General features: G+C 66.0%; 21 protein-coding genes. 14 read left to right on the top strand and 7 right to left on the bottom strand.

Annotated features, from left to right (window positions below):
• Positions 1–129 precede the first annotated feature (129 nt).
• On the top strand, positions 130–1,059 hold the full coding sequence (locus AB0O89_RS01465; RefSeq protein WP_363493568.1) for an RluA family pseudouridine synthase: 930 nt from the start codon (positions 130–132) through the stop codon (positions 1,057–1,059).
• Between the two features lie 21 nt (positions 1,060–1,080).
• Here AB0O89_RS01465 and AB0O89_RS01460 read toward each other — a convergent pair whose 3' ends face one another.
• Entirely contained in the window at positions 1,081–1,674 is a 594-nt protein-coding gene (locus tag AB0O89_RS01460) for a vitamin K epoxide reductase family protein (RefSeq protein WP_363493566.1), read from the bottom strand.
• Positions 1,675–1,729: 55 nt separating this feature from the next.
• Positions 1,730–2,227, bottom strand: a complete 498-nt coding sequence (locus AB0O89_RS01455; RefSeq protein ID WP_363493563.1) for an NUDIX domain-containing protein — start codon at positions 2,225–2,227, stop codon at positions 1,730–1,732.
• Between the two features lie 67 nt (positions 2,228–2,294).
• On the opposite strand from AB0O89_RS01455, the gene dnaE reads away from it, so the two are divergent.
• The 8 genes from dnaE to AB0O89_RS01415 all read left to right on the top strand — a co-directional run bounded on the left by dnaE (position 2,295) and on the right by AB0O89_RS01415 (position 12,671).
• The gene (dnaE, locus tag AB0O89_RS01450) at positions 2,295–5,813 is read left to right on the top strand and encodes a DNA polymerase III subunit alpha (RefSeq protein WP_363493561.1); all 3,519 of its coding nucleotides are present in this window, start codon (positions 2,295–2,297) and stop codon (positions 5,811–5,813) included.
• Between the two features lie 65 nt (positions 5,814–5,878).
• Entirely contained in the window at positions 5,879–7,180 is a 1,302-nt protein-coding gene (hisD, locus tag AB0O89_RS01445; RefSeq protein ID WP_292708126.1) for a histidinol dehydrogenase, read from the top strand.
• A gap of 12 nt (positions 7,181–7,192) precedes the next feature.
• Positions 7,193–7,666, top strand: coding sequence for a transcriptional regulator NrdR (nrdR, locus tag AB0O89_RS01440; protein ID WP_292708129.1), 474 nt, complete (start codon positions 7,193–7,195; stop codon positions 7,664–7,666).
• 2 nt (positions 7,667–7,668) lie between these two features.
• On the top strand, positions 7,669–8,697 hold the full coding sequence (locus tag AB0O89_RS01435; protein ID WP_363493558.1) for a quinone-dependent dihydroorotate dehydrogenase: 1,029 nt from the start codon (positions 7,669–7,671) through the stop codon (positions 8,695–8,697).
• 154 nt (positions 8,698–8,851) lie between these two features.
• Positions 8,852–9,832 (top strand): TauD/TfdA family dioxygenase, encoded by a 981-nt coding sequence (locus AB0O89_RS01430; protein ID WP_363493556.1) that lies wholly within the window; start codon positions 8,852–8,854, stop codon positions 9,830–9,832.
• Between the two features lie 81 nt (positions 9,833–9,913).
• Entirely contained in the window at positions 9,914–10,933 is a 1,020-nt protein-coding gene (locus AB0O89_RS01425; RefSeq protein WP_363493554.1) for a sugar-transfer associated ATP-grasp domain-containing protein, read from the top strand.
• Positions 10,930–11,643 (top strand): alanine racemase C-terminal domain-containing protein, encoded by a 714-nt coding sequence (locus AB0O89_RS01420; RefSeq protein ID WP_363493552.1) that lies wholly within the window; start codon positions 10,930–10,932, stop codon positions 11,641–11,643. Before AB0O89_RS01425 ends, AB0O89_RS01420 begins: the two co-directional genes overlap by 4 nt.
• The gene (locus tag AB0O89_RS01415) at positions 11,640–12,671 is read left to right on the top strand and encodes an alanine racemase (RefSeq protein ID WP_363493550.1); all 1,032 of its coding nucleotides are present in this window, start codon (positions 11,640–11,642) and stop codon (positions 12,669–12,671) included. Before AB0O89_RS01420 ends, AB0O89_RS01415 begins: the two co-directional genes overlap by 4 nt.
• A 157-nt stretch (positions 12,672–12,828) precedes the next feature.
• Here AB0O89_RS01415 and AB0O89_RS01410 read toward each other — a convergent pair whose 3' ends face one another.
• Positions 12,829–13,392: a DUF3043 domain-containing protein gene (locus AB0O89_RS01410; protein WP_292708146.1), complete on the bottom strand. Its 564-nt coding sequence runs from the start codon at positions 13,390–13,392 to the stop codon at positions 12,829–12,831.
• Positions 13,393–13,438: 46 nt separating this feature from the next.
• Here AB0O89_RS01410 and AB0O89_RS01405 point away from each other — a divergent pair, with 46 nt between their 5' ends.
• The 5 genes from AB0O89_RS01405 (at position 13,439) to AB0O89_RS01385 (ending at position 18,520) form a co-directional block, all read left to right on the top strand.
• Entirely contained in the window at positions 13,439–14,833 is a 1,395-nt protein-coding gene (locus AB0O89_RS01405; protein WP_363493547.1) for a dipeptidase, read from the top strand.
• 85 nt (positions 14,834–14,918) lie between these two features.
• A complete protein-coding gene (gene erpA / locus AB0O89_RS01400) occupies positions 14,919–15,284 on the top strand; it encodes an iron-sulfur cluster insertion protein ErpA (RefSeq protein ID WP_300591495.1) in 366 nt (121 codons plus the stop codon).
• A gap of 138 nt (positions 15,285–15,422) precedes the next feature.
• The gene (gene coxB, locus AB0O89_RS01395; RefSeq protein WP_363493544.1) at positions 15,423–16,334 is read left to right on the top strand and encodes a cytochrome c oxidase subunit II; all 912 of its coding nucleotides are present in this window, start codon (positions 15,423–15,425) and stop codon (positions 16,332–16,334) included.
• Positions 16,334–18,100 (top strand): cytochrome c oxidase subunit I, encoded by a 1,767-nt coding sequence (gene ctaD, locus AB0O89_RS01390; RefSeq protein ID WP_292708157.1) that lies wholly within the window; start codon positions 16,334–16,336, stop codon positions 18,098–18,100. Before coxB ends, ctaD begins: the two co-directional genes overlap by 1 nt.
• Positions 18,101–18,103: 3 nt before the next feature.
• Positions 18,104–18,520 carry a cytochrome c oxidase subunit 4 gene (locus AB0O89_RS01385; protein ID WP_228178616.1) on the top strand — a complete coding sequence of 139 codons (417 nt, stop codon included), beginning with the start codon at positions 18,104–18,106 and terminating at the stop codon, positions 18,518–18,520.
• Positions 18,521–18,587: 67 nt separating this feature from the next.
• Here the strand turns inward: AB0O89_RS01385 and AB0O89_RS01380 are convergent, their stop codons facing one another.
• The 4 genes from AB0O89_RS01380 to AB0O89_RS01365 all read right to left on the bottom strand — a co-directional run bounded on the left by AB0O89_RS01380 (position 18,588) and on the right by AB0O89_RS01365 (position 23,078).
• Positions 18,588–19,502, bottom strand: a complete 915-nt coding sequence (locus tag AB0O89_RS01380; protein ID WP_228178617.1) for a DMT family transporter — start codon at positions 19,500–19,502, stop codon at positions 18,588–18,590.
• Positions 19,503–19,559: 57 nt separating this feature from the next.
• Complete coding sequence (locus AB0O89_RS01375; RefSeq protein ID WP_228178618.1) at positions 19,560–19,964, bottom strand: rhodanese-like domain-containing protein; 405 nt, start codon at positions 19,962–19,964, stop codon at positions 19,560–19,562.
• 163 nt (positions 19,965–20,127) lie between these two features.
• The gene (locus tag AB0O89_RS01370) at positions 20,128–22,002 is read right to left on the bottom strand and encodes a cytochrome bc complex cytochrome b subunit (protein ID WP_363493541.1); all 1,875 of its coding nucleotides are present in this window, start codon (positions 22,000–22,002) and stop codon (positions 20,128–20,130) included.
• The gene (locus AB0O89_RS01365) at positions 21,999–23,078 is read right to left on the bottom strand and encodes a Rieske 2Fe-2S domain-containing protein (RefSeq protein WP_331791128.1); all 1,080 of its coding nucleotides are present in this window, start codon (positions 23,076–23,078) and stop codon (positions 21,999–22,001) included. The genes AB0O89_RS01370 and AB0O89_RS01365 overlap by 4 nt, the downstream gene beginning before the upstream one ends.
• Positions 23,079–23,106: the final 28 nt, after the last annotated feature.

Here is a 23,106-nt window from a genome sequence, read left to right as displayed (position 1 = left end):
GAGCAGGAGGCTGTGGCACGGGAGGCCGACCGGATCGCCGACGAGGAATCCCGCCGCGACTCGTGAGTCGTCTCGGTAGGCGAGCAGCTGCTGTTCCCGACCGCCGACGCGATCCAGGCGGAGGCTGACGTGCCGGCGCGGATGTTGCCGGTGCCGGACGGACTCGATGGTGCCCGGGTCGATGCGGCAGTCGCCAAGATGCTGGGATTCTCGCGCACTTTTGCGGCCGACGTCGCTGAGGCCGGAGGTGTCAGCGAAGGCGGCAGGATCCTCGGGAAGTCAGACCGACTGACGGCAGGAACGGTTCTCGAGGTCGAGTGGACCGATCGTCGCGAGCCCGAGGTCGTCCCTGTCGTCGTGCCGGGCTTTGGCATCGTGTACGACGACGACGACATCGTGGTCGTCGACAAGCCCGCGGGCGTTGCGGCGCACCCGTCGGTGGGCTGGGAGGGCCCCACGGTGCTCGGGGCGCTGGCGGCGGCAGGATTCCAGATCGCGACGAGCGGTGCCCCCGAGCGGCAGGGCGTCGTTCACCGCCTGGATGTCGGCACCAGCGGGCTCATGGTCGTGGCCAAGTCGGAGCACGCCTATGGCGTCTTGAAGGCGGCCTTCAAAGACCGCACCGTCGAGAAGATCTATCACGCGGTGGTTCAGGGGCACCCCGACCCGCTCGCAGGAACGATCGATGCGCCGATCGGACGTCATCCGTCGCACTCCTGGAAGTTCGCGGTCACCCCGGACGGCAAACCCTCGGTCACCCACTACGAGACCATCGAGGCATTCCCCGGGGCCTCACTGCTGGAGATCCACCTCGAGACCGGGCGGACCCACCAGATCCGCGTCCACATGGCGGCGCACCGGCATCCGTGTGTCGGTGATCCGCTCTACGGAGCCGACCCCACGCTCTCAGAGCGCCTCGGACTTACCCGCCAGTGGCTGCACGCCCATACGCTTGCCTTCACGCATCCCGCAACACGGGAGCGGGTCTCGTTCGATTCGCCGTATGCACCCGATCTCGCTCATGCGCTGGCGATCCTCCGCGGCGAGGAGCTCGACTGAGCGAGCTGACGCCCTGAGGGCTCAGAAGCTGCCGAGCAGATCGAGTCGTAGCTGCGCCGTGATCGCGATGAGGGCGTAGTCCAGGACGGTGGCAAGCAGCGCCCACGAGAAGATCGCGCTTCCCACGCGACGCGCTGCGACCGCTTCGGTCCACACGCCGTCGCGCAGCATCCAGCCCGTGGTGAACCAGAAGATCGGAATCGTGACGAGCCAGATGATCATGCACCAGGGGCAGAGCGACCCGTAGACGAAAATGCTCTCGAACGCGAAGTAGTGCACCAGAACGAAAGCCCCGGCCACGAAGATGCCATACGTCCGCCAGTACCAGCGACGAAGGCCGGATGGCGATGCGAGCCCGCTGACGCCGGCGTAGACGGGTCCGAGGAACAGCACCATCCCCGCTATCGAGTTGCTGAATCCGAGGATGTTGCCGCCGGGGGAGAGCAGGTTGGGTCCGCACGTGACGAGCACGCCCCACTGACACGAGATGATCGCATCCGCGCCGGTGAGCTGACCGATGTACTCCAGGTACAGGAGGAACGCGACGACGGCACCGAGGATGCCGCCGACGATCCAGAAGACGGCGAGGGGGACGGTGGGTCGGTGCAGGGCCACCCGCCCATTGTCGGCACCGGTCAGGGCGCTGCGTGGCCGGCCGAGCCGGACTTAATCAGGCCGACGGATGCTGCGCCCCGCTGCCGGCGGACACGAACTGCGCTTCGCCGCGTTCCGCGATCGCGGCATCGATGCGCGCACGCATGTCGGGCCCCACGTCTCCCAGCGCATCGAGCGGGTACCAGCCGACCTCTGTCATCTCGCCGTCGATGGGAACCGGGTCGCCGGAGACCCACGTGCATCGGAACGTCAGGTCGAGGTAGTCGCTCTGGTCCCCGTTGGCGTAGGTGATCCTCGGGATCTGATGGACCCACGCGAGGCGGTCGGCACGGATGACGACACCTGCCTCTTCGGCTGCCTCCCGCACCGCGGCGTCGGCCGGCTCCTCCCCGGGATCGACGATGCCGGTGATCGGGGTGAGGGCGTGATTGTCGGAGCGGCGACCGAGGAGGATCTCGTCACCGCGGATGATGACAGCGGTGACGCCCACGAGCGGGAGCGGGCGGGTTCCGATGAACTGGCGGAGCTCAAGGATGAAGTCGGGAGTTGGCACACGGTAACCGTAGCCGCCCCGGCGGGCCGGGTGAGCCGGCGTCGGAGCCCGAACGTAGACTCTCGGCATGGCGTCCGACTCCTTCGTCCACCTGCACGTGCACAGCGAGTATTCGATGCTCGACGGAGCCGCCCGCATCGGGGCGATGGTGCAGGAAGCTGCAGCTCAGGGGTCGCCGGCGATCGCCGTCACCGACCATGGCAACACGTTCGCCGCCTTCGAGTTCTACAAGGCAGCGAAGGATGTCGGCATCAAACCGATCATCGGCATCGAAGCGTATGTGACCCCGGGTACGCACCGGTCCGAGAAGTCACGGGTGCGATGGGGGTCTCCCGAGCAGAGCGACGATGACGTGTCCGGATCGGGCGCATACACGCACATGACGCTGCTGTCGGAGACGACGGCGGGGATGCACAATCTCTTCCGGCTCTCGTCGAAGGCGTCGATGGAGGGGTACTACTTCAAGCCCCGCATGGACCGCGAGCTTCTGGAGACCTACTCGAAGGGTCTGATCGCGACCACCGGATGCCCCTCCGGCGAAGTGCAGACCCGGTTGCGCCTGGGACAGTACGACGCCGCCCGTGCTGCGGCGGCGGAGTTCCAAGACATCTTCGGTAAAGAGAACTACTTTGCCGAGATCATGGATCACGGCCTCGATATCGAGCGCCGGGTCATGACCGATCTGCTGCGGATCGCGAAAGACCTCGACATCCCGCTTCTCGCGACCAACGACTCCCACTACACCCACCAGCACGATTCGAACAGTCACGCGGCCCTGCTCTGCGTTCAGTCCGGGTCGACACTGGATGACCCGAAGCGGTTCAAGTTCGACGGCGACGGCTACTACATCCGTACCCCAGCCGAGATGCGCCAGATCTTCCGTCAGCATCCCGACGCGTGCGACAACACGCTGCTGATCGCCGAGCGCTGCGAGGTCGAGTTCAACACCAGCGCCAACTACATGCCCCGCTTTCCCGTGCCCGACGGCGAGACCGAGGAGAGCTGGTTCGTCAAAGAGGTCGAGGCGGGGCTCGAGGAGCGCTACCCGGCAGGAATCCCCGACGAGGTTCGCAAGCAGGCCGAGTACGAGGTCGGCGTCATCGTGCAGATGGGGTTCCCCGGCTACTTCCTCGTCGTCGCCGACTTCATCAACTGGGCAAAGCGCAACGGCATCCGCGTCGGTCCGGGCCGTGGGTCGGGAGCCGGTTCCATGGCTGCCTACGCCATGCGCATCACCGATCTTGATCCGCTGCAGCACGGCCTGATCTTCGAGCGGTTCCTCAACCCCGACCGCGTTTCGATGCCCGACTTCGACGTCGACTTCGACGACCGTCGCCGCGGCGAGGTGATCCAGTACGTAACCGAGAAGTACGGCGACGACCGGGTGGCGCAGATCGTGACGTACGGCACGATCAAGGCCAAGCAGGCGCTGAAGGATGCCGGCCGTGTGCTGGGCTTCCCGTTCAGCATGGGGGAGCGCCTGACCAAGGCGATGCCTCCGGCGGTCATGGGCAAGGACGTCCCCCTGACCGACATGTTCAACAAGGATCACCCCCGCTACAAGGAGGCGGGGGAGTTCCGCACGCTCATCGAGACCGACCCGGAAGCCAAGACGGTCTTCGATACGGCGGTGGGTCTTGAGAATCTGAAGCGCCAATGGGGTGTCCACGCCGCCGGCGTCATCATGTCCAGTGAACCGCTGATCGACATCATTCCGATCATGCGCCGCGAGCAGGACGGCCAGATCGTCACCCAGTTCGACTACCCGTCGTGTGAGTCGCTCGGCCTGATCAAGATGGACTTCCTGGGGCTTCGCAACCTCACGATCATCAACGACGCGCTCGACAACATCGAAGCCAACCGCGGCGAGCCGCTCATCCTCGAGGAGCTCGACCTCGACGACCGAGCATCGTACGAGTTGCTCGCTCGGGGAGACACTCTCGGAGTCTTCCAGCTCGACGGCGGCCCCATGCGATCGCTGCTTCGCCTGATGAAGCCCGACAACTTCGAGGACATCTCGGCGGTCCTCGCGCTCTACCGCCCGGGCCCTATGGGCGTGAACTCGCACATCAATTACGCGCTGCGGAAGAACAAGCAGCAAGAGATCGAGCCGATCCACAAAGAGCTCGAAGAACCCCTCGCCGACATCCTCGACACGACCTACGGCCTCATCGTCTATCAGGAGCAGGTCATGGCCGTCGCCCAGCGCGTCGCCGGCTACACACTCGGTCAGGCTGACCTCCTTCGCCGCGCGATGGGAAAAAAGAAGAAGTCCGAGCTCGACAAGCAGCAGGAGGTCTTCTTCGGCGGCATGACCGAGCGCGGGTTCTCGGATGCCGCCCAGCAGACCCTGTGGAAGGTTCTCGAGTCGTTCGCCGATTACGCGTTCAACAAGGCTCATACCGCCGCCTACGGGCTCGTGTCGTATTGGACCGCGTACCTCAAGGCCCACTACCCCGCGGAGTACATGGCGGCGCTGCTCACGAGCGTCGGCGACTCGAAAGACAAGATGGCCGTCTACCTCAACGAGTGTCGACGGATGGGTATCCGGGTGCTGCCGCCGGACGTGAACGAGTCGATCCGCTACTTCGCGGCAGTCGGCGACGACATTCGTTTCGGGCTCGGTGCCGTGCGCAACGTCGGTGCGAATGTCGTCGAAGCGATTGTGCAGGCGCGCGCGGATGAGCCTTTCGTGTCGTTCCACGACTTCCTCGCTCGCGTGCCGGTGTCGGTCGCGAACAAGCGAACGGTGGTGTCACTGATCAAGGCCGGCGCGTTCGACACCCTCGGTGCGACCCGCCGCGCACTCCTGGAGATCCACGAGGACGCGACCGAGCAGGCTGTGCTTGACAAGCGCCGCGAGGCCAACGGCGAGGTCGGGTTCGATTTCGATTCGCTGTGGGGGGAGGACGAGCCGCAGCAGGTCAACAAGGTTCCCGAGCGTCCGGAGTGGACCAAGAAAGACAAGCTGGCGTTCGAACGCGAAATGCTGGGGCTCTACGTCTCGGATCATCCACTTGCGGGCCTCGAGGTACCGCTTGCCAAGCATGCATCGATCAACATCCATGACCTCCTGGCCTCCGAAGACCTGGCGGATGGCGATCAGGTGACCATCGCGGGCTTGGTAACGAGCGTGCAGCACCGCGTCGCCAAATCCAGCGGCAATCCCTACGGCATGATCACGGTCGAGGACTTCGACGGTGAGATCACCGTCATGTTCATGGGAAAGACCTACGCGGAGTTCCAGCCGATGCTGCAGGCTGACTCGATCCTCGTTGTTCGAGGACGCGTGTCGCGGCGCGACGACGGCATGAACCTCCACGCGCAGGCCGCGTTCTCACCCGACCTCGGCTCCGTCGACGCATCCGGACCGCTCGTGCTCATGATCCCGGAGCAGCGTGCAACCGAAGCAGTCATCGGCGATCTTGCCGATTGCCTGCGCCGCCATCGTGGCGAGACAGAGGTCACGATCAAGCTTCACAAGGGCGGCGTGGCGAAGGTTTTCGAGGTGCCGCACCCGGTGACCGTCACCGCGGACCTGTACGGCGAACTCAAGGGCCTGCTCGGGCCGCAGTGCCTCGGGTAGCCTCGGTGCCGCCGCTGCACCGCGCCCCGGCGATCCACACCCCGCGCGGGCGATAGCGTAGATGGATGCTTCGCACCCTCGATCTGCGCGGGCAATCCCTGACGCCCGCAGAGCTGCTCGCCGCCGTTCCCCGCGCGACCGCCGCCCGTTCCGAGGCGCTCGCCACCGCCGCGCGCCTTGTCGATGACGTCGCCGCTCGCGGCGAAACGGCGCTGCGCGAGCAGGCCGAACAGTTCGACGGGGTGACCGGTCACGACATCCGCGTGCCCGCCGCGCACCTCGATGAGGCGCTCGATGCTCTCGATCCTGCGGTTCGGGAGGCCCTCGAGCGCGCTATCGATCGTGTGCGGGCGGCCTCTGCCGTGCAGGTTCCGCCGCCGACCACCACGACGCTTGCCCCGGGAGCCTTCGTGCACCAGCGGTGGCAGCCCGTGCGCCGCGTCGGGGTCTATGTGCCCGGCGGCAAGGCCGTGTACCCCTCGAGCGTCGTGATGAACGTCGTGCCGGCTCAGGCAGCCGGTGTCGAACAGATCGCCCTCGCATCCCCGCCCCAGCGGGCGGAGGGTGGGCGAGTCCACCCCGTGATTCTCGCCGCCGCGAAACTCCTCGGGGTCACCGAGGTCTACGCGATGGGAGGCGCTGGTGCGATCGGCGCTTTCGCATACGGGGCAGCAAGCCTGAGCCTGGATCCGGTGGATGTCGTGACAGGGCCGGGGAACAATTTCGTCGCTGCCGCAAAGCGCGCGGTGGCCGGTCGCGTGGGCACCGACTCGGAGGCAGGTGCCACCGAGATCCTCATCGTCGCCGACGACACGGCGGACCCTCGGCTGGTGGCAGCTGACCTCATCAGTCAGGCCGAGCACGACGAGCAGGCATCCGCGGTTCTTGTCACGGCGTCGGCGGAGCTTGCCGATGCTGTGCAGACCGCGGTGGCCGCGCTGGCTGCACAGACTCTCCACGCCGCGCGCATCGAGGTGGCGCTCACGGGCCCGCAGTCCGCGATCGTGCTCGTCGACGACCTCGACGCCGCGGTCGACTTCTCCAACGCGTACGCTCCTGAACACCTCGAGCTGCACCTCGCCGACCCCGTGCCGCACCGGTTCGTGCACGCCGGGGCCGTCTTCGTCGGCCCGTATTCGCCGGTGAGCCTGGGCGACTACCTCGCGGGGAGCAATCACGTGCTCCCCACGGGCGGACAGGCGCGGTACGCTGCGGGGCTCTCTGCCTCGACGTTCCTGCGACCGCAGCAGGTCATCGAGTACGACCGGGATGCCCTGGCGGAGGTGTCCGACGCGATCGTGGCGCTTGCGACCGCCGAGGTGCTCCCCGCGCACGGCGAAGCCGTCCGCGCGCGCTTCACCGCGTAGTCTGGGGCTGCTATGCACTGCCCTTTCTGCCGTCATTCCGACTCACGCGTGATCGATTCCCGCACCAGCGACGACGGTCTCAGCATCCGTCGTCGCCGCCAGTGTCCAGAATGCGGTGGTCGATTCTCGACCATCGAGACGGCGAGCCTCAACGTCATCAAGCGGTCGGGTGTGATCGAACCGTTCAGCCGGGAAAAGGTCATGTCGGGTGTGCGCAAGGCGTGCCAGGGGCGCCCGGTGACCGAGGGTGATCTTGCCGTCCTGGCGCAGACGGTCGAAGAGGCGGTCCGGCAGACTGGTTCGTCGCAGGTCGACACCAACGAGATCGGCCTGGCAATCCTCGGTCCACTCCGGGAACTCGACCAGATCGCTTATCTCCGGTTCGCGAGCGTATACCAGGCGTTCGATACGTTGGAGGATTTTGAATCGGCGATCGCACAGTTGCGCGCGGATCATCATCGCCTGGCATCCGATCTCGAGGAGTAAGCATGTACCCGTGGCTGTTTCGCACGTTCCTCTCGAAGATGGACCCCGAGGCAGCGCACCATTCGGCGATGCTCGTCATCCGGCTGCTCGGTTTCCCGCCGTTCTCGTGGGCGGCCAGAGCCCTCACGAAGCCTGATCCGTCGCTGCGCGTGCAGACGCTCGGATTGACTTTCGAGGCGCCGTTCGGCGTGGCAGCCGGGTTCGACAAGGATGCCGTGGGCGTCGACGGCCTGCACGCCCTCGGATTCGGCCATGTCGAAGTCGGAACATTGACCGCGATCCCGCAGACGGGAAACCCGAAGCCGCGCCTGTTCCGCCTCATTCCCGATCGGGCTGTCATCAACCGTATGGGTTTCAACAATCGCGGCTCGTACGCGGCCGCCGCTCGGCTCGAGCGTGCCCGTCGTCGGCGTCACCGCACGGTTCTGGGCGTCAACATCGGCAAGAGTCGCATCGTGGATGTCGAGAACGCCGTCGTCGACTACGTCACGAGTACGCGCCTGCTCGCGCCTGTCGCCGACTACCTCGTCGTCAACGTGTCGTCGCCGAACACCCCGGGGCTGCGGAGCCTGCAGGCCGTCGAGTCGCTGCGGCCCCTGCTGAGCGCGGTGCAGGATGCTGCCGAGGACACCCCGCTGCTCGTCAAGATCGCGCCTGACCTCTCCGACGATGACATCCGTGACATCACAGCCCTGGCTCTCGAGCTCGGCCTGCAGGGTATCGTCGCGACGAACACGACGATCGCGCGTGAGGGCCTGGGGCTCGTGACTGACGAGGCGGTCATCGCCGCCGCGGGCGCCGGTGGACTGTCGGGCAAGCCGCTCGCTCCGCGGGCCGTGCAGGTGCTGCGGCTCGTTCGTTCTCTCGTGCCCGACAGCTTCTGCGTCATCTCCGCTGGCGGGGTCGAGACCGCTGCCGATGTGCGCGAGAGACTGGATGCCGGGGCAACCCTGGTGCAGGGATACACCGGCTTTCTATACCGCGGCCCGCTCTGGGCGCGACAGATCAATCGGGGTCTTGTCCGCCGATGACGGTATGTCACACACCGTCTCGAAAAGACTTAGGAAACCCTAACTTCATCCGGGATCCGAGGAACCTCCTCGGATATACTCCCGACAGCACAACACCGGCATTCGCGTCGTCGAGTGCTTCAGCGCGGCAGTCGCGCCATGGGAAGGAACCTCTGTGATCGAACGTCACATCAAGCCCGAAGTCGCCGCGATCTTCATCGATGTCGCCCGCGGCCGTCGGGGAATCTACTCCGATGACGCAGCCTTCGAGGACCTGCTCGCCGATGCCAAGGCGGCTTTCGATGCAGCCGACCCCGAGACCGTCGAGATCATCCGTCAGTTCGCGCGGGCCGAGGTCCCGGACGGGGGAGTGCTCTTCCACGGACTCACGGTCGACCAGGACGACATGGGCGAGAGCCCGCGTGACCCGGTGGCGTTCGAGGGCAAGGATCGTGACCCCGTAACGGAGGCTGCACTGTTGGCCTTCGCCGCTGTCGCCGGTGAGGTCTTCTCGTTCGCACGGCAGCACCGTGGTGCGCTGATTCAGAACGTCACGCCGATCCCCGGCCACGAGTACGACGCCGTCGGCACCGGGAGCCGGAGCCTGCTCGACTGGCACTCCGAGGATGCCTTCGACGACGCGCACCCGCAGTTCGTCGGCCTGTTCTGCGTCCGCGGAGACGAGCGGGTTCAGACGGCGCTGGCGCCGGTCGACCGCATCGACCTCTCGGCCGACGACGAGGCGGTTCTCCGTCAGCCGCGCTTCATGCACGGCATCGACAAGGCATCCGGCGGAACGGGTCGCCCCGAAGACGGCGTCCAGGGTGCGGCGCTCTACGGCGAGGACGGCAAGCGTTTCGTTCGCATCGACATGGACTGCGCCGCCGCCGTCACCGGCGATGACGAGGCTGCCGCGGCGCTGAAGGCGTTCCACGACGGCGCCGACAAGGAGGGTATCTACGTGACCCTCGGCGCCGGCGACATCCTGCTCTTCGACAACCGCCGCGTCATGCACGCTCGCACCCCCTTCGAACCCCGCTACGACGGCACCGACCGCTGGTTGCAGCGCGTCATCATCACCGATGACCTCGGCCGCTCGGCCGACCGCCGCATCAACCACCACCGTGTGGTCGAAAACGAGCTGGTAAGCGCCTGACATTCGCTGATCGCACGCGGCCGGCGCCCCCGAGGGTGCCGGCCGACGTGTGAGGGCAGCACCCTTCGGAAAGAGAGATCGATGGCATCGCGAGGACTCGGTTCGCGCTTCGGATACATGGTGGCCCGGCTGAAGGTCATCGACCTCCCCTCGGTCATCGAGCGGGCCCGGGAAGTATCAACGCAGTTCCACAAGTGGACACCCGCGGTGGTCGTTGACATGTTCTGGCAGGCGACGTTCCACCAGGTCGGCTTCCAGGACTACGTGGACTACGACTTCGCCATCCTGAACCGCCGTGAGCGGCGCACGATGATGACGCACCCCCATTCGAACAAGTACTCCTACACGTTCGATGACCCCGAATACCGTGGAATCTTCTACGACAAGTGGGAGTTCGACCGCGTCTTCTCGGAGTACCTCGGCCGTGACTGGATGATGGTCACCGATGAGAACGTCGACGAGCTGCGCGCCTTCGGCGAGGCACACCCGGTGCTCATCACCAAGAAGCAGGCGGGTCGATCGGGCGCGGCCATCAACCGGTATTACTCGACCGAGATCGAGGACTGGGCCGACTTCCACGCGCAGCTGCGCGAGCGCGGCGAACTGCTGATCGAAGAGAACATCGTGCAGCATCCGGATGTCGCAGCCGTCTGTGCAGGTACGGTCAACTCGACCCGTGTTGCTGCCTTCTTCGACGGTCAAAAGACCCACATCCTGGCAATCGCGCAGAAGTTCGGTCGCGGTCAGGTGGCAGACCAGATGGATTTTGGCGGCTTCTACACGATGCTCGATCCCGAGACCGGAGCCTCGCTCGGCGACGGCTACGACTCGCACGGACATGTCCACAAGCTCCACCCCGATTCGGGCTACCCGGTCGCCGATTTCCAGCTGCCGATGTTCGATGAGGTCATCGCCTTCGTCGACAAGGTGGCGCGTCACGTCCCCCAGGTGCAGTACGTCGGCTGGGACATCGCCGTGACACCCGACGGCCCCGTGCTCATCGAGGGAAACTGGGCCACGGGCGTCTACGAGAACAAGCCGAGCGTGCTCGGCATCCGCACCGGACACCGCCCGCGGTACCAGAAGGCGATGGGCTTTTGATCAGTCCGACCGGGCCGCGCGTTCGGCTGAGCCGCTCGGCGCTCGTCGCCGGCGTCGGCCAGGCGATCGAGGCCGGGGGAGCGGATGCCGTCGCCGACCTTCGCCGCGACGCCTACGGCCACGGGGTGTTGTTCGTTGCTGAGACTCTCGCGCAGGTCGGCATCCGTGCCGCAGTGCTCGATCCGGAGTCGGTCGACGTGGCGCAGGGCGTCGGGATCGCGGCGGTCCCGGACGCACCCACGCTGGATCCAGCCATCGTCTTCGGTTTCCCCGGTGCCTCTACCGGGGCGGGCGGCGACACCGAAGACGCCCCCGGGCCCGTCATGAGCCTCCTCGGCTCCGTGCTCTCGATCAAGGCGCTCCGCGCCGGCGAGGGCGTCTCATACAACTACACGCACATCGCGTCGCAGGACACGCGTATTGCGTTGGTCTCGGGCGGGTTCGGCCAGGGGGTGGCCCGCTCGCTCGGCAACCACGCCACCGTCGAGATCCGCGGCGGGCTGTACCCCATCGTCGGCCGCGTCGCTATGGATGTCTGCGTCGTCGATATCGGTGAGGCCGACATCGCGCGCGGTGACGAGGTCATCTACTTCGGTGGCCAGGGCCCGGCACGATCAGCGCTGGCAGCGTGGGAAGCGGCATCCGGACTTGCGGCTGCCGAGCTCGTCTGTGCGTTGGGTCTGCGGCTACCGCGCGAGGTGGTCGCGTGAGCGCGCGCATGGTCATCGACCTCGGTCGGATCCTTGCCGATATCGACGTGCTGCGGGAGCGCATCGCGCCGGCCGATTACATGCTCGTCGTCAAGAACGACGCGTACGGTCACGGCGTCGATCGTGTCGTCGCGGCTGCGGCAGCTCACGGCGTCCGCTGGTTCGGCGCCTTCGATGTGCCGATGGGCGTGAGGGCACGCGCCGCGGCAGGCGCGGAAGCGCGGGTGTTCTCCTGGGTCACGGTCACGCCGCCCGAGATCGCTGTTGCGCTGGATGCCGGCATCGAGCTCGGTGTCGGTGATGCGTCCTACCTCGAAGACATCGCGGCAGTTTCTGCGGGGCGAGCCACCCCCGTGCACATCAAGATCGACACCGGACTTCACCGCAACGGAGTGAGGCCAGAGGACTGGCCCGCATTCGTGGCGCGGGCCGCCGAGCTCGAGGCAAGCGGCGACATCCGGGTCGTCGGAATCTGGAGCCACATCGCTGAGACCAGCGATGAAGACGACGATCGATCTCGTGCCGCATTCCTCGAGGCGATCAGGGTCGCCGAAGGGGCGGGCCTGCGCCCTCAGGTGCGCCATCTGGCGGCCAGCGCGGCGGCGTTCGCGCGACCCGAGTTCCGGTTCGACCTCGTGCGCTTCGGAGCCTTCAGCTACGGCATCCGTTCGACAGGCGGCCCCGAACTCGAGGGAATCGCGCCCGCGGCTACACTGATCGCCACCGTGAGCGCCGTCGCAGACTCCGCCCTCGAGGTCTCCTACGGGTACCTCGACGGTCTTCCGTCGACGCTCGCTGGCCGGATGTCGGTGGGTACAGCCGCAGGTCCGCGCCTTGTCCGCGAGATCGGCCCGGCATCGATGTTGATCGACCCGTGGCCAGGTGCCGCAATCGGCGACGAGGTCTACCTCTTCGGCCCCGGAACGTGGGGGGAGTCGAGCGTGACCACCCTCGCCGAGGCGATCGGCACCGTCGGCGAAGAGATCATCGTCCGCGTCTCACCCCTCGTCCCGCGTATTTACCTCTGATCCGAGGCGCCCATGAGCGCCCGCTCAGCGTCGCGCGGTCAGCGCAGCGGAGCGGGGGTGCGGGATGCCGAGCTGGCATCGGGTCTGGCGGGAGGCCGCGCAGCGGCCGGGGGCATGTCTCGGCATCCCGCACCCCCGCGCAGCGGAGCGCAGCAGCTCAGCTCGGGTACTGACCCCGGCGAACCTGGGCCTTGGGCAGGCGCATGAAGCGCATCTGGACGCTGCGCATCGACGCGTACCAGCCGAGCCCCTTTTCGACCTTGCTCTCGCCGAACTTGTCGCGCACGGCGCGCTTCACGCGGATCGACGTGATGATCATGTCGCCGATCACGAAGAAGATGAACACCCACAGTGCGACGAACGCCCAGTACTGGATGAATTGGAGCGGGATGAAGGTCGCGACGATGACGACGACCATCGCCGGCATCACAGCCTCGCCGAGGTGCCAGCCGGCGTCGACGAAGTCGCGCGCGAACTTGCGCTGCGGCCCCTGATCGCGCGCGGGAAGGTACTTCTGCTCGCCGTTGGCCATGCCGATGCGGGCGCGTTCCCGGGCCGACGCGAGCTCAGCCTTGCGCTGCGCCTTCGCTTCCTTCGTGTCGGGAACGAGCGGACGCTTGCGTGCAGCCTCCTGCTCGGCGCGGCTCGGAGTCGCCTTTCCCTTGCCGACGGTCGACGTCGACGCGTCCTTCGGTGCCTCGGGGGCGGGGGTCTTGGCCACGGTGATCCTCGCTGTCGCGTTACGGGTTGTCCTTAAGATTACCCGCATGAGTGATATCGCCTCCCGTTCCGATGCTGTCCGCGACTCCGCCGAGACCGGCATTCCCCGTGCACTGGCGGATCTGGGCGATCTGGTGCGGATTCCCTCGATCGCCTGGCCGTCGATGGATCAGCAGCAGCTCGTGCGCAGCGCAGAGGCGGTTGCCGCCCTGGTCGAGGGCACCGGAGTGTTCGACTCCGTGGCCATCAAGCGAGCTGTGATTCCCGGCACCGAGGAGTTCGGGCAGCCGGCCGTGCTCGCGACGCGCGCGGCACGAAACGGTCGCCCGACGGTACTGCTGTACGCCCACCACGACGTCCAGCCGATCGGCGACGAGGCCCTGTGGGAGACCCCGCCGTTCCAGCCCACCGTTCGGGAGGGGCGGCTCTACGGGCGTGGTGCTGCCGACGACAAGGCCGGCATCATGGCGCACATCGGTGCGATCCGCGCCCTGGTCGAGGCGCTGGGTCCCGACTTCGATCTCGGCCTCGCGCTATTCATCGAGGGCGAAGAAGAGTACGGCTCCCGCTCTTTCGCGCAGTTCCTGAGTGATAACGCGGATGCCCTGCGTGCCGATGTGATCGTGGTCGCGGACTCCGGCAACTGGGACGACCGGACCCCCGGGCTCACGGTCTCGCTGCGCGGCAATGCCCGTTTCTCGATGCGGGTGCGCACGCTCGAGCATGCGTCCCACTCGGGCATGTTCGGGGGAGCAGTGCCCGATGCCATGATGGCGACCATCACGCTGCTCGCGACCCTCTGGGACGCCGAGGGGTCGGTTGCGGTTGAGGGACTGAGCTCGCGAGAGGCCGAAACCCCCGACTACACCGAAGCCACACTGCGCTCGGAGACGGGCCTGCTCGATGGGGTGAGCCCGATCGGCGACGGCTCGATCATCGGGAGGATCTGGAACAAGCCGTCGGTCACCGTTATCGGTATTGATGCGACCGACGTGGCCTCGGCATCCAACACCCTCGCACCCGAGGTGACCGTCGTCATCAGCGCGCGCGTCGCGCCCGGTCAGTCGGCAGCGGATGCCTATGCGGCACTGGAGGCCCACCTGCGTGCTCACGCGCCGTTCGGAGCGCAGCTGGAGTTCTTCGACGTCGACCTCGGCAATCCGTTCCTCGTCGACACCTCCGGGTGGGCCGTCCGGGACGTCCGTGAGGCGCTTGCCGAGGGCTACGGCGTCGATCCGGTCGACATCGGTGTGGGCGGCTCGATCCCGTTCATCGCAGATCTGGTCCGCGAGTTCCCGGGCGCGCAGATCCTGGTCACCGGTGTCGAGGATCCGCACTCCCGCGCTCACAGCCCCAATGAGTCGCTGCACCTCGACACGTTCCGCCACGCGCTCATCTCCGAGGCGCTGCTGCTGGAGAAGCTGGACGCGCGCACGCTCTGACCTCCCCGTGTATCCGCCGCCCTCGCCGGCAGCGGGCGTAGAATTTCAGCATCCACCCCGACGGCTTCAGCCGATAAGGAGAGTCATGACCGACACCGCACTGACCACGGACCAGACCGCCCGCGAGCACGGCGTCGCGCTCACCGACGCCGCGGCAGCCAAGGTCAAGAGCCTGCTCGACCAGGAGGGTCGCGACGACCTGCGCCTGCGCGTGGCTGTTCAGCCCGGCGGATGCAGCGGCCTGATCTATCAGCTGTACTTCGACGAGCGCTACCTCGACGGTGACAAGACCGTGGATTTCGAGGGCGTTGAGGTCATCGTCGACGACATGAGCGTTCCGTACCTCGATGGCGCAACGATCGACTTCAAGGACACGATCTCGGAGCAGGGCTTCACGATCGACAACCCGAACGCGCAGGGCAGCTGCGCGTGCGGTGACAGCTTCCACTGACCCCGAAGCTTCAGCCCGCGAGAAGGCTGACCTTCAGTACCCCGAAAGTGCGTGGATGCTGAGTGGTTGGCCTCAAGCAGGTGTGAGCTTGCCCTAGACTGACCACAGTCACACTTCGCAACGTGGAAAGGTGCGCCTGTGCCATCCAAACGCCGACTCCGCTGGGTTCTTGTACCGGTTGGTGCCGCCGCGGCCCTGGTGCTCGCAGGATGTACGCCGACGGAGCTGAACGGGTTTCTGCCCGGCTTCGTTGAAGACGGAACTCCTGCGACCAACCACACCGAGATGATCTCGGGGCTGTGGGTCAACTCGTGGATCGTGCTGCTGGCTGTCGGCGTCATCACGTGGGCGCTCATGGGGTGGGCCGCGATCGCCTACCGTCGCCGTAAGGGCCAGACCGGCCTGCCCGTGCAGCTGCGGTACAACATGCCGATCGAGATCTTCTACACGATCGTGCCGTTCATCCTCGTGATCGGTTTCTTCGCCTTCACGGCGCGGGACCAGGCGATCATCGAGACGCAGTATGACGACCCGGATGTCTCCATCACCGCGATCGGCAAGCAGTGGGCGTGGGACTTCCAGTACAACGGCGATGAAGAGGACAACTCTGACGCCGTGTGGACGATGGGTATTCAGGCTCAGCCCGACAAGGCCGGCAACATCGACCAGGAGGCGCTGCCGACGCTGTACCTGCCGGTCGACCAGACCGTGCAGATCAAACTGCAGTCGCGGGATGTCATCCACTCGTTCTGGGTCGTCGACTTCCTCTACAAGAAGGACATGTACATCGGGAAGGACAACTACTGGTCCTTCACTCCGACCCGTGAGGGCACCTACGCAGGCCGCTGTGCGGAACTGTGCGGTGAGTACCACTCGATGATGCTCTTCACCGTCCAGGTCGTGAGCGCCGACGAGTACGAGGACTACCTCGCAAGTCTCGAGGCAAAGGGTCAGACCGGCGACATCAACGACGCATACGACCGCCTGCAGAACACGCCGAACGATCCCACGGATCCCTCGGTCCAGCAGTCAGATGAGGGGAACGAGTGATGGCCACCACGCTGCCGCTTCAGGACGCGGACTCGTCGCGCCCGCGCACTCTCCCGGCACGGCAGGCGGCGCTGATGTCGTCGTCGCGTGTCGAGCAGAAGGGCAACATCGTCGTCAAGTGGATCACCTCCACTGACCACAAGACGATCGGGTACATGTACCTGATCGCTTCGTTCCTGTTCTTCCTGCTCGGCGGTGTGATGGCGCTCATCATCCGTGCGGAGCTGTTCGAACCCGGCATGCAGGTGCTGCCCACGAAGGAGCAGTACAACCAGTTGTTCACGATGCACGGCACGATCATGCTGCTGATGTTCGCGACTCCGCTGTTCGCCGGGTTTGCGAACGCCATTCTTCCCCTGCAGCTCGGTGCCCCCGACGTCGCGTTCCCCCGCCTGAACGCCTTCGCGTTCTGGCTCTTCCTGTTCGGCTCGATCATCGCGATCTCCGGCTTCCTCACCCCGCAGGGTGCGGCCGCGTTCGGGTGGTTCGCCTACCAACCGCTGGCGAACGCGAGCTTCTCACCGGGGGTCGGCGGCAATCTCTGGATGCTCGGCCTCGGCATGAGCGGTTTCGGCACGATCCTCGGAGCCGTCAACTTCATCACGACCGTGATCACGATGCGCGCCCCCGGCATGACGATGTGGCGGATGCCGATCTTCAGCTGGAACACGCTGGTGACCAGCATCCTGATCCTCATGGCCTTCCCGGTGCTGGCTGCGGCGATCCTCGCCGCGGCGGCAGACCGCGTGCTCGGTGCACAGATCTACAACCCCGAGAACGGTGGCGTGCTGCTGTGGCAGCACCTGTTCTGGTTCTTCGGTCACCCTGAGGTCTACATCATCGCACTGCCGTTCTTCGGCATCGTGACCGAGATCTTCGCGGTGTTCAGCCGCAAGCCGGTCTTCGGCTACAAGACGCTGGTCTACGCGACGATCTCGATCGCCGCACTCTCGGTGGCGGTGTGGGCACACCACATGTACGTCACCGGCGGAGTGCTGCTGCCGTTCTTCGCCCTGATGACCATGCTCATCGCCGTCCCGACGGGCGTGAAGATCTTCAACTGGATCGGAACGATGTGGCGAGGGTCGGTGACCTTCGAGACACCGATGACCTTCGCGCTCGGCTTCCTCGTCTCGTTCGTCTTCGGTGGGCTGACCGGTGTCATCCTCGCGTCGCCGCCGCTGGACTTCGCACTGTCTGACTCGTACTTCGTGGTCGCGCACTTCCACTACGTGATCTTCGGAACCGTCGTGTTCGCGATGTTCGCGGGCTTCTACTTCTGGTGGCCCAAGTGGACCGGTCGGATGCTCAACGAGCGCCTCGGTTACGTGCACTTCTGGTTGCTGTTCATCGGTTTCCACATGACGTTCCTCGTCCAGCACTGGTTGGGCGTCGAGGGCATGGTCCGCCGATACGCCGACTACGCGGAAGCCGACGGATTCACCTGGCAGAACCAGCTCTCTACCGTCGGGTCGATGATTCTCGCTGTCTCGATGATTCCGTTCCTCTTGAACGTGTGGATCACCGCTCGCAAGGCGCCAAAGGTCACGGTCAACGATCCGTGGGGCTATGGTGGTTCGCTCGAGTGGGCTACGTCGTGCCCGCCGCCGCGACACAACTTCACATCGATCCCGCGCATCCGTAGCGAGCGTCCGGCATTCGACCTGAACCACCCCGAGGCTGCGCCGATGACGGTCGGTGTCGGCCCGGCCAAGGATGCTCCACACACACCGGTTGTCGATCTTGCCGATGGGAAGGTGAAGTAGTCCATGCGCACCAATGTGTCGCTGTGGTGGATCCTCACGGGCTTCTTCGCTCTCGTTGCGATCGCGTACACCGTCTGGAGCGTCATCTGGTATGGCAACCTCGAGTGGGTTGGCACCGTCGCCCTGTTCTTCACCGCTCTGATGGGTGCACTCATCGGGTTCTACACCGGCGCCGTTCACCGCGCGCAGGGTGGTGAACTGCCGGAGGACGTTCTCACAGCGGACATCGACGACGGTGACCCCGAGATCGGTGAGTTCAGTCCCTGGTCCTGGTGGCCCCTCGTCCTCGCATCTTCGGCCGCTGTCGCCATCATCGGGCTCGCGGTCGGCGCGTGGATGGTGCCCATCGGCCTCGGTATCTTCGTCGTCGCGATCATCGGCTGGGTCTACGAGTACTACCGCGGCTACTTCGCCCGCTAGGTTCCCGCTTCGCCGGCTAGGCCCTGCGTCCGTCCCCTCGCTGCGCGCTCTCCGTTGAGAGCCCTGATTAGCGGGAGCGTTGGACGAGGAGCACGCCGCCGATCACGATGAACGCGCCGATGAGCTCGTTCAGCGTGAACCGTTCGCCGAGCACGATGATGCCGAGCGCCACTCCGACCACCGGAATCACATACGTGACGGTCGACGCACCGACGGCGCCCCACTCGGTGACAACGCGCGTGTTCCAGACGTAGACGATCCCGGTTCCCAGACATCCGAGGGCGACGAGCGCGAGGACCGGGGCCGGGGCCCAGGCTACCGGCGAGAGACCGATGACGGGGAGCAGAGCCAGGGCGAGCACCCCTGCCACCGCCATCTGTGTCGACGCGATCGTCACGCTGTCGTGGGTGTGGGTCCCCGTGATGAAGCGCCGCATCCAGCCGAGAGCGATGCCGTACGAGGCGGTGGCACCCAGACAAGCGAGCTGCGCGGGAAGAGATGCGGCGAACTCTGCGGAGGAGACGACATCCCACACGCCCATGACGATCGCGACACCGATAGCTCCGATGATCACCCCGACCAGGCGTCGTGCCGTCATCCGTTCGCTGGGGAGCACGACGACGGCCACCAGTGTCGTCCACAGTGGCGTTGTCGCGTTCAGGATGGCCGACAGCCCGGATGGCAGGCTCTGAGCAGCCCAGGCGAAGAGCAGAAACGGCAGAAGGCAGAAGAAGACCGCCACGACGATCATGTGCACCCACAGGCGGCCTTCGCGCGGCCACCGTCGACGCGTGAGTGCCATGATCGTGGCGAGCGTGACAGAGCCCAGGATGATGCGTCCCAGAGCCACCTGAGCAGGGTCGAAGGAGTCAACCGCAACCTTCATGAAGAGGAAACTCGCTCCCCACACCAGCGACAGCGCCGCGAACATGAGGACCACGGTGCTGGAGCGCGCTGGCGCGAGAGTCGGCGACGAGGACACGACGGTCACGCTACTCGCCGGGGCGGCCAGGGCACTGGCGGGAATCGGACCCCTCGTTCACCGGCGCACGACCATCACGAGCGGGTCGAACTCGCGGGGGAGCGGACCGTCATCGTTCTCGGTCGGCTGGCCTTCCCGTGCCCAGTATTCGAACCCCCCGATCATCTCCTTGACCGCGTAGCCGAGCTTTGCGAACTCGAGCGCTCCCTTGACGCCGGCGTTGCAGCCCGGGCTCCAGCAGTACACGACGACAGTGGCGTCCGGGGCAATCTCGCGCGGGGCGCGCTCCGCGATCTCGCGGTAGGGCATATGGATCGCGCCGGTGATGCGTCCCTGGCGCCAGGCGTCGACGCCGCGCACATCGACGAGCACGATGTCTTCTCCGGCCTTCTGAGCGGCGTACACGTCCGACGGATCGGTCTCGTGGGCGAGGCGGGTGGCGAAGAAGTCTGCGCTGCTCATGATGCCGACACTAGAGGCAAGTCATGACATTGAGAGCGCCGCAGGCACCCTCCTGCGGCCACGTTTCGGCCGGATCCTGCCATTGCCCGCTGCAGTGAGATGCGGGCAACGGCGCGGGCCCGACATCCGTGGATGCCGGGCCCGCGCACTGGTTGGTTCGGGACTACTTCGTGTCGCCGCTGGGGTGAACGTCGTCGTCAGGATCGACATCCGTGTTCGACGTGCCCTTATCGGCAGCCGTGTTCTCCACGACCTCGTCAGTGACGATCACGTTCGTCGGGCGCACAGCCGTCTCGGACTGCTTGCCGTCGGTGATCGGGTGGTGCGGAGCATCCGGAACCCCGGCGCGCTCGTGCATCGCCTGGATCTCGGCATCCTCCTGCTCGGCGATGTGGTCGAGCTCGTGGTGCTGGTGCGAGAGCGCCTCGTCGACCTCGGCCTGCGTGACAGGAGCGAGGCGGTCTTCGAAGAACCAGCGCGACAGCGAGGCACGGAAGTTCTGGTGCCACGGAATCTGCCCACCCGAGTTCGGACGAACGACCAGCGGCTCGTAGATCTCGAAGTCCACGAGCTTCCAGCGCTCGTACTCGTCGACGGGCTGGTGAACCTCGATGTACTCACCACCGGGGAGGCGGACGATGCGGCCCGACTCGTAGCCGTGAAGGGCGATCTCGCGGTCCTTCTTCTGGAGCGCGATAGCGATGCGCTTCGTGACGAAGTAGGCGATGACCGGACCCACGAACAGCAGAGCCTGCAGCGTGTGGATGACACCCTCCATCGTCACCCAGAAGTGGGTGGCGATGATGTCGGAGGATGCCGCTGCCCACAGCACCGCGTAGAAGGTGACGCCGGCGGCGCCGATGGCGGTGCGGGTCGGGGCGTTGCGCGGACGCTGCGCGATGTGGTGCTCGCGCTTGTCGCCGGTGATCCACGCCTCGATGAAGGGGTAGAACGCGACCAGTGCGATGAAGAGCACGAGCACCGTGATCGGCAGGATGATGTTCCACGACCAGGTGTGATCCCAGAACACCGACTCCAGGTGCGGCGGCACAAGACGCAGCGCACCGTCGGCAAAGCCGATGTACCAGTCGGGCTGGGTACCCGCAGACACCGGAGACGGGTCGTAGGGGCCGTAGTTCCAGACCGGGTTGATCGTGAAGAGGGATGCGATCAGCACGATCACACCGAAGACGATGAAGAAGAACCCACCCATCTTCGAGGCGTAGACCGGGAGCATCGGGTAGCCCACGACGTTGTCGTTCGACCGGCCGGGGCCGGCGAACTGCGTGTGCTTGTTGATGATCATCAGGATCAAGTGCGCCGCCAGCAGTGCGACGAGGATCGCAGGCAGCAGCAGGATGTGCAGCGTGTACAGGCGTCCCACGATCTGCATCCCGGGGAACTCGCCACCGAACAGCAGGAACGAGGTCCAGGTGCCGATGAGCGGGATGCCCTTGATCATGCCGTCGATGATTCGCAGACCGTTGCCCGAGAGCAGGTCGTCGGGCAGCGAGTAGCCGGTGAAGCCCTCACCCATCGCGAGGACGAACAGCACGAAGCCGATCAGCCAGTTCAGTTCGCGGGGCTTGCGGAACGCACCGGTGAAGAACACGCGAAGCATGTGCACGCCGATACCGGCGATGAACACGAGAGCTGCCCAGTGGTGGATCTGGCGCACGAGCAGGCCGCCGCGGATGTCGAACGAGATCCGCAGGGTCGAGTCGAGAGCCGCCGACATCTCCACGCCGCGCATCGGGATGTATGCACCCGTGTAGTGGGTGGGAACCATCGATGCCTGGAAGAAGAAGGTCAGGAACGTTCCCGAGAGGAGGACGACGACGAAGCTCCACAGGGCGATCTCACCGAGCATGAACGACCAGTGGTCGGGGAAGATCTTGCGACCGAGCTCTTTGACCAGGCCCGAGAGGCTGGTGCGCTCATCGAGGTAGTTCGCGGTGGCGCCGACGAATCGGCCGCCGAGCGGCTTTTCTCTGGTGGTACCGACGGCCGTCTCGTCAGTAGCGGTGGCGGTGCTCAATGGCGCTCCCAGAAGCTCGGGCCGACGGGTTCGGTGAAGTCGCTCTGCGCGACGAGGTAGCCCTCGTCATCCACCTCGATGGGCAGCTGTGGCAGCGGGCGGGCAGCGGGGCCGAAGATGACCTTCGCGCCGTCCGACACGTCGAACTGCGACTGGTGGCAGGGGCACAGCAGGTGGTGCGTCTGCTGCTCGTAGAGAGCCACCGGGCAGCCGACGTGGGTGCAGACCTTCGAGTACGCGACGATGCCGTCGTACGACCAGCTTGCCCGCTCGGGCGTCTCGGTGATCTGCTCGGGGAGCATGCGCACCAGCAGCACGATGGCCTTGGCCTTCTCTTCGAGGTAGCCCTCTTCGTGGCTGAGGTCGGCGAGCGGCTCGGGGATCACGTGGACTGCCGAGCCGAGGGTGACCTCGGATGCCTTGATCGGCGTTCCCTCGGGGTCCTTGGCAAGACGCATCCCCGGCTTCCACATCGTGTGGCTAAGCAGATACACCGGGTTGCCGGCATTGGGGCGCTCGGGAGTGTTCTCGGGGGCAAGACCGCGGAAGAGGGTGATGGCCGGGAGGATCGAGGCGATCAGAGCGGCGAAGAGGCCGCCCCGGATGACGGTGCGCCGACCGAACCCGGACTCTTCGTTGGCCGCTTCGAAGACAGCGACGGCGCCCGCACGCGTCGCGTCGGTGCCGCGGGTGGGGTGGCGCGCCTCGGTGTGCTCCTTGTCGGACATCACCGCCTTGGACCAGTGGATCGCCGCGACACCGATCGCCAGCAGCGCGAGGGCGATGCCGAGCCCGATGAAGAGGTTGTTGTCGCGGATCGCGGGGATCTCACCGCTCTCGATCGGGAAGATCATGTAGGCGGCGACCGCCCACAGTGACCCCGCGACCGAGATGTAGAAGAGCGTGTAGATCGTGCGGACGGCGCGCTTCATCGCCGCCGGGTCCTTGTCGGTCATCCGCTCACGGTGCGGCGGAAGCTCGGGGTTACGCACGGGGTCGGTGACGGCGACGGCCGTTCCCGACAAGGGCTGGTACGACGCCCTGTCGAGGCCGTGCGGGTCGTCCTCGTGTGCCATGGTGCTCCTCTAGCGTCTTGCTACGTAT

Source organism: Microbacterium sp. NPDC076895 (genome assembly GCF_040687115.1).
GTDB lineage: Bacteria > Actinomycetota > Actinomycetes > Actinomycetales > Microbacteriaceae > Microbacterium.
This window is presented reverse-complemented; position numbering and strand designations above follow the sequence as displayed.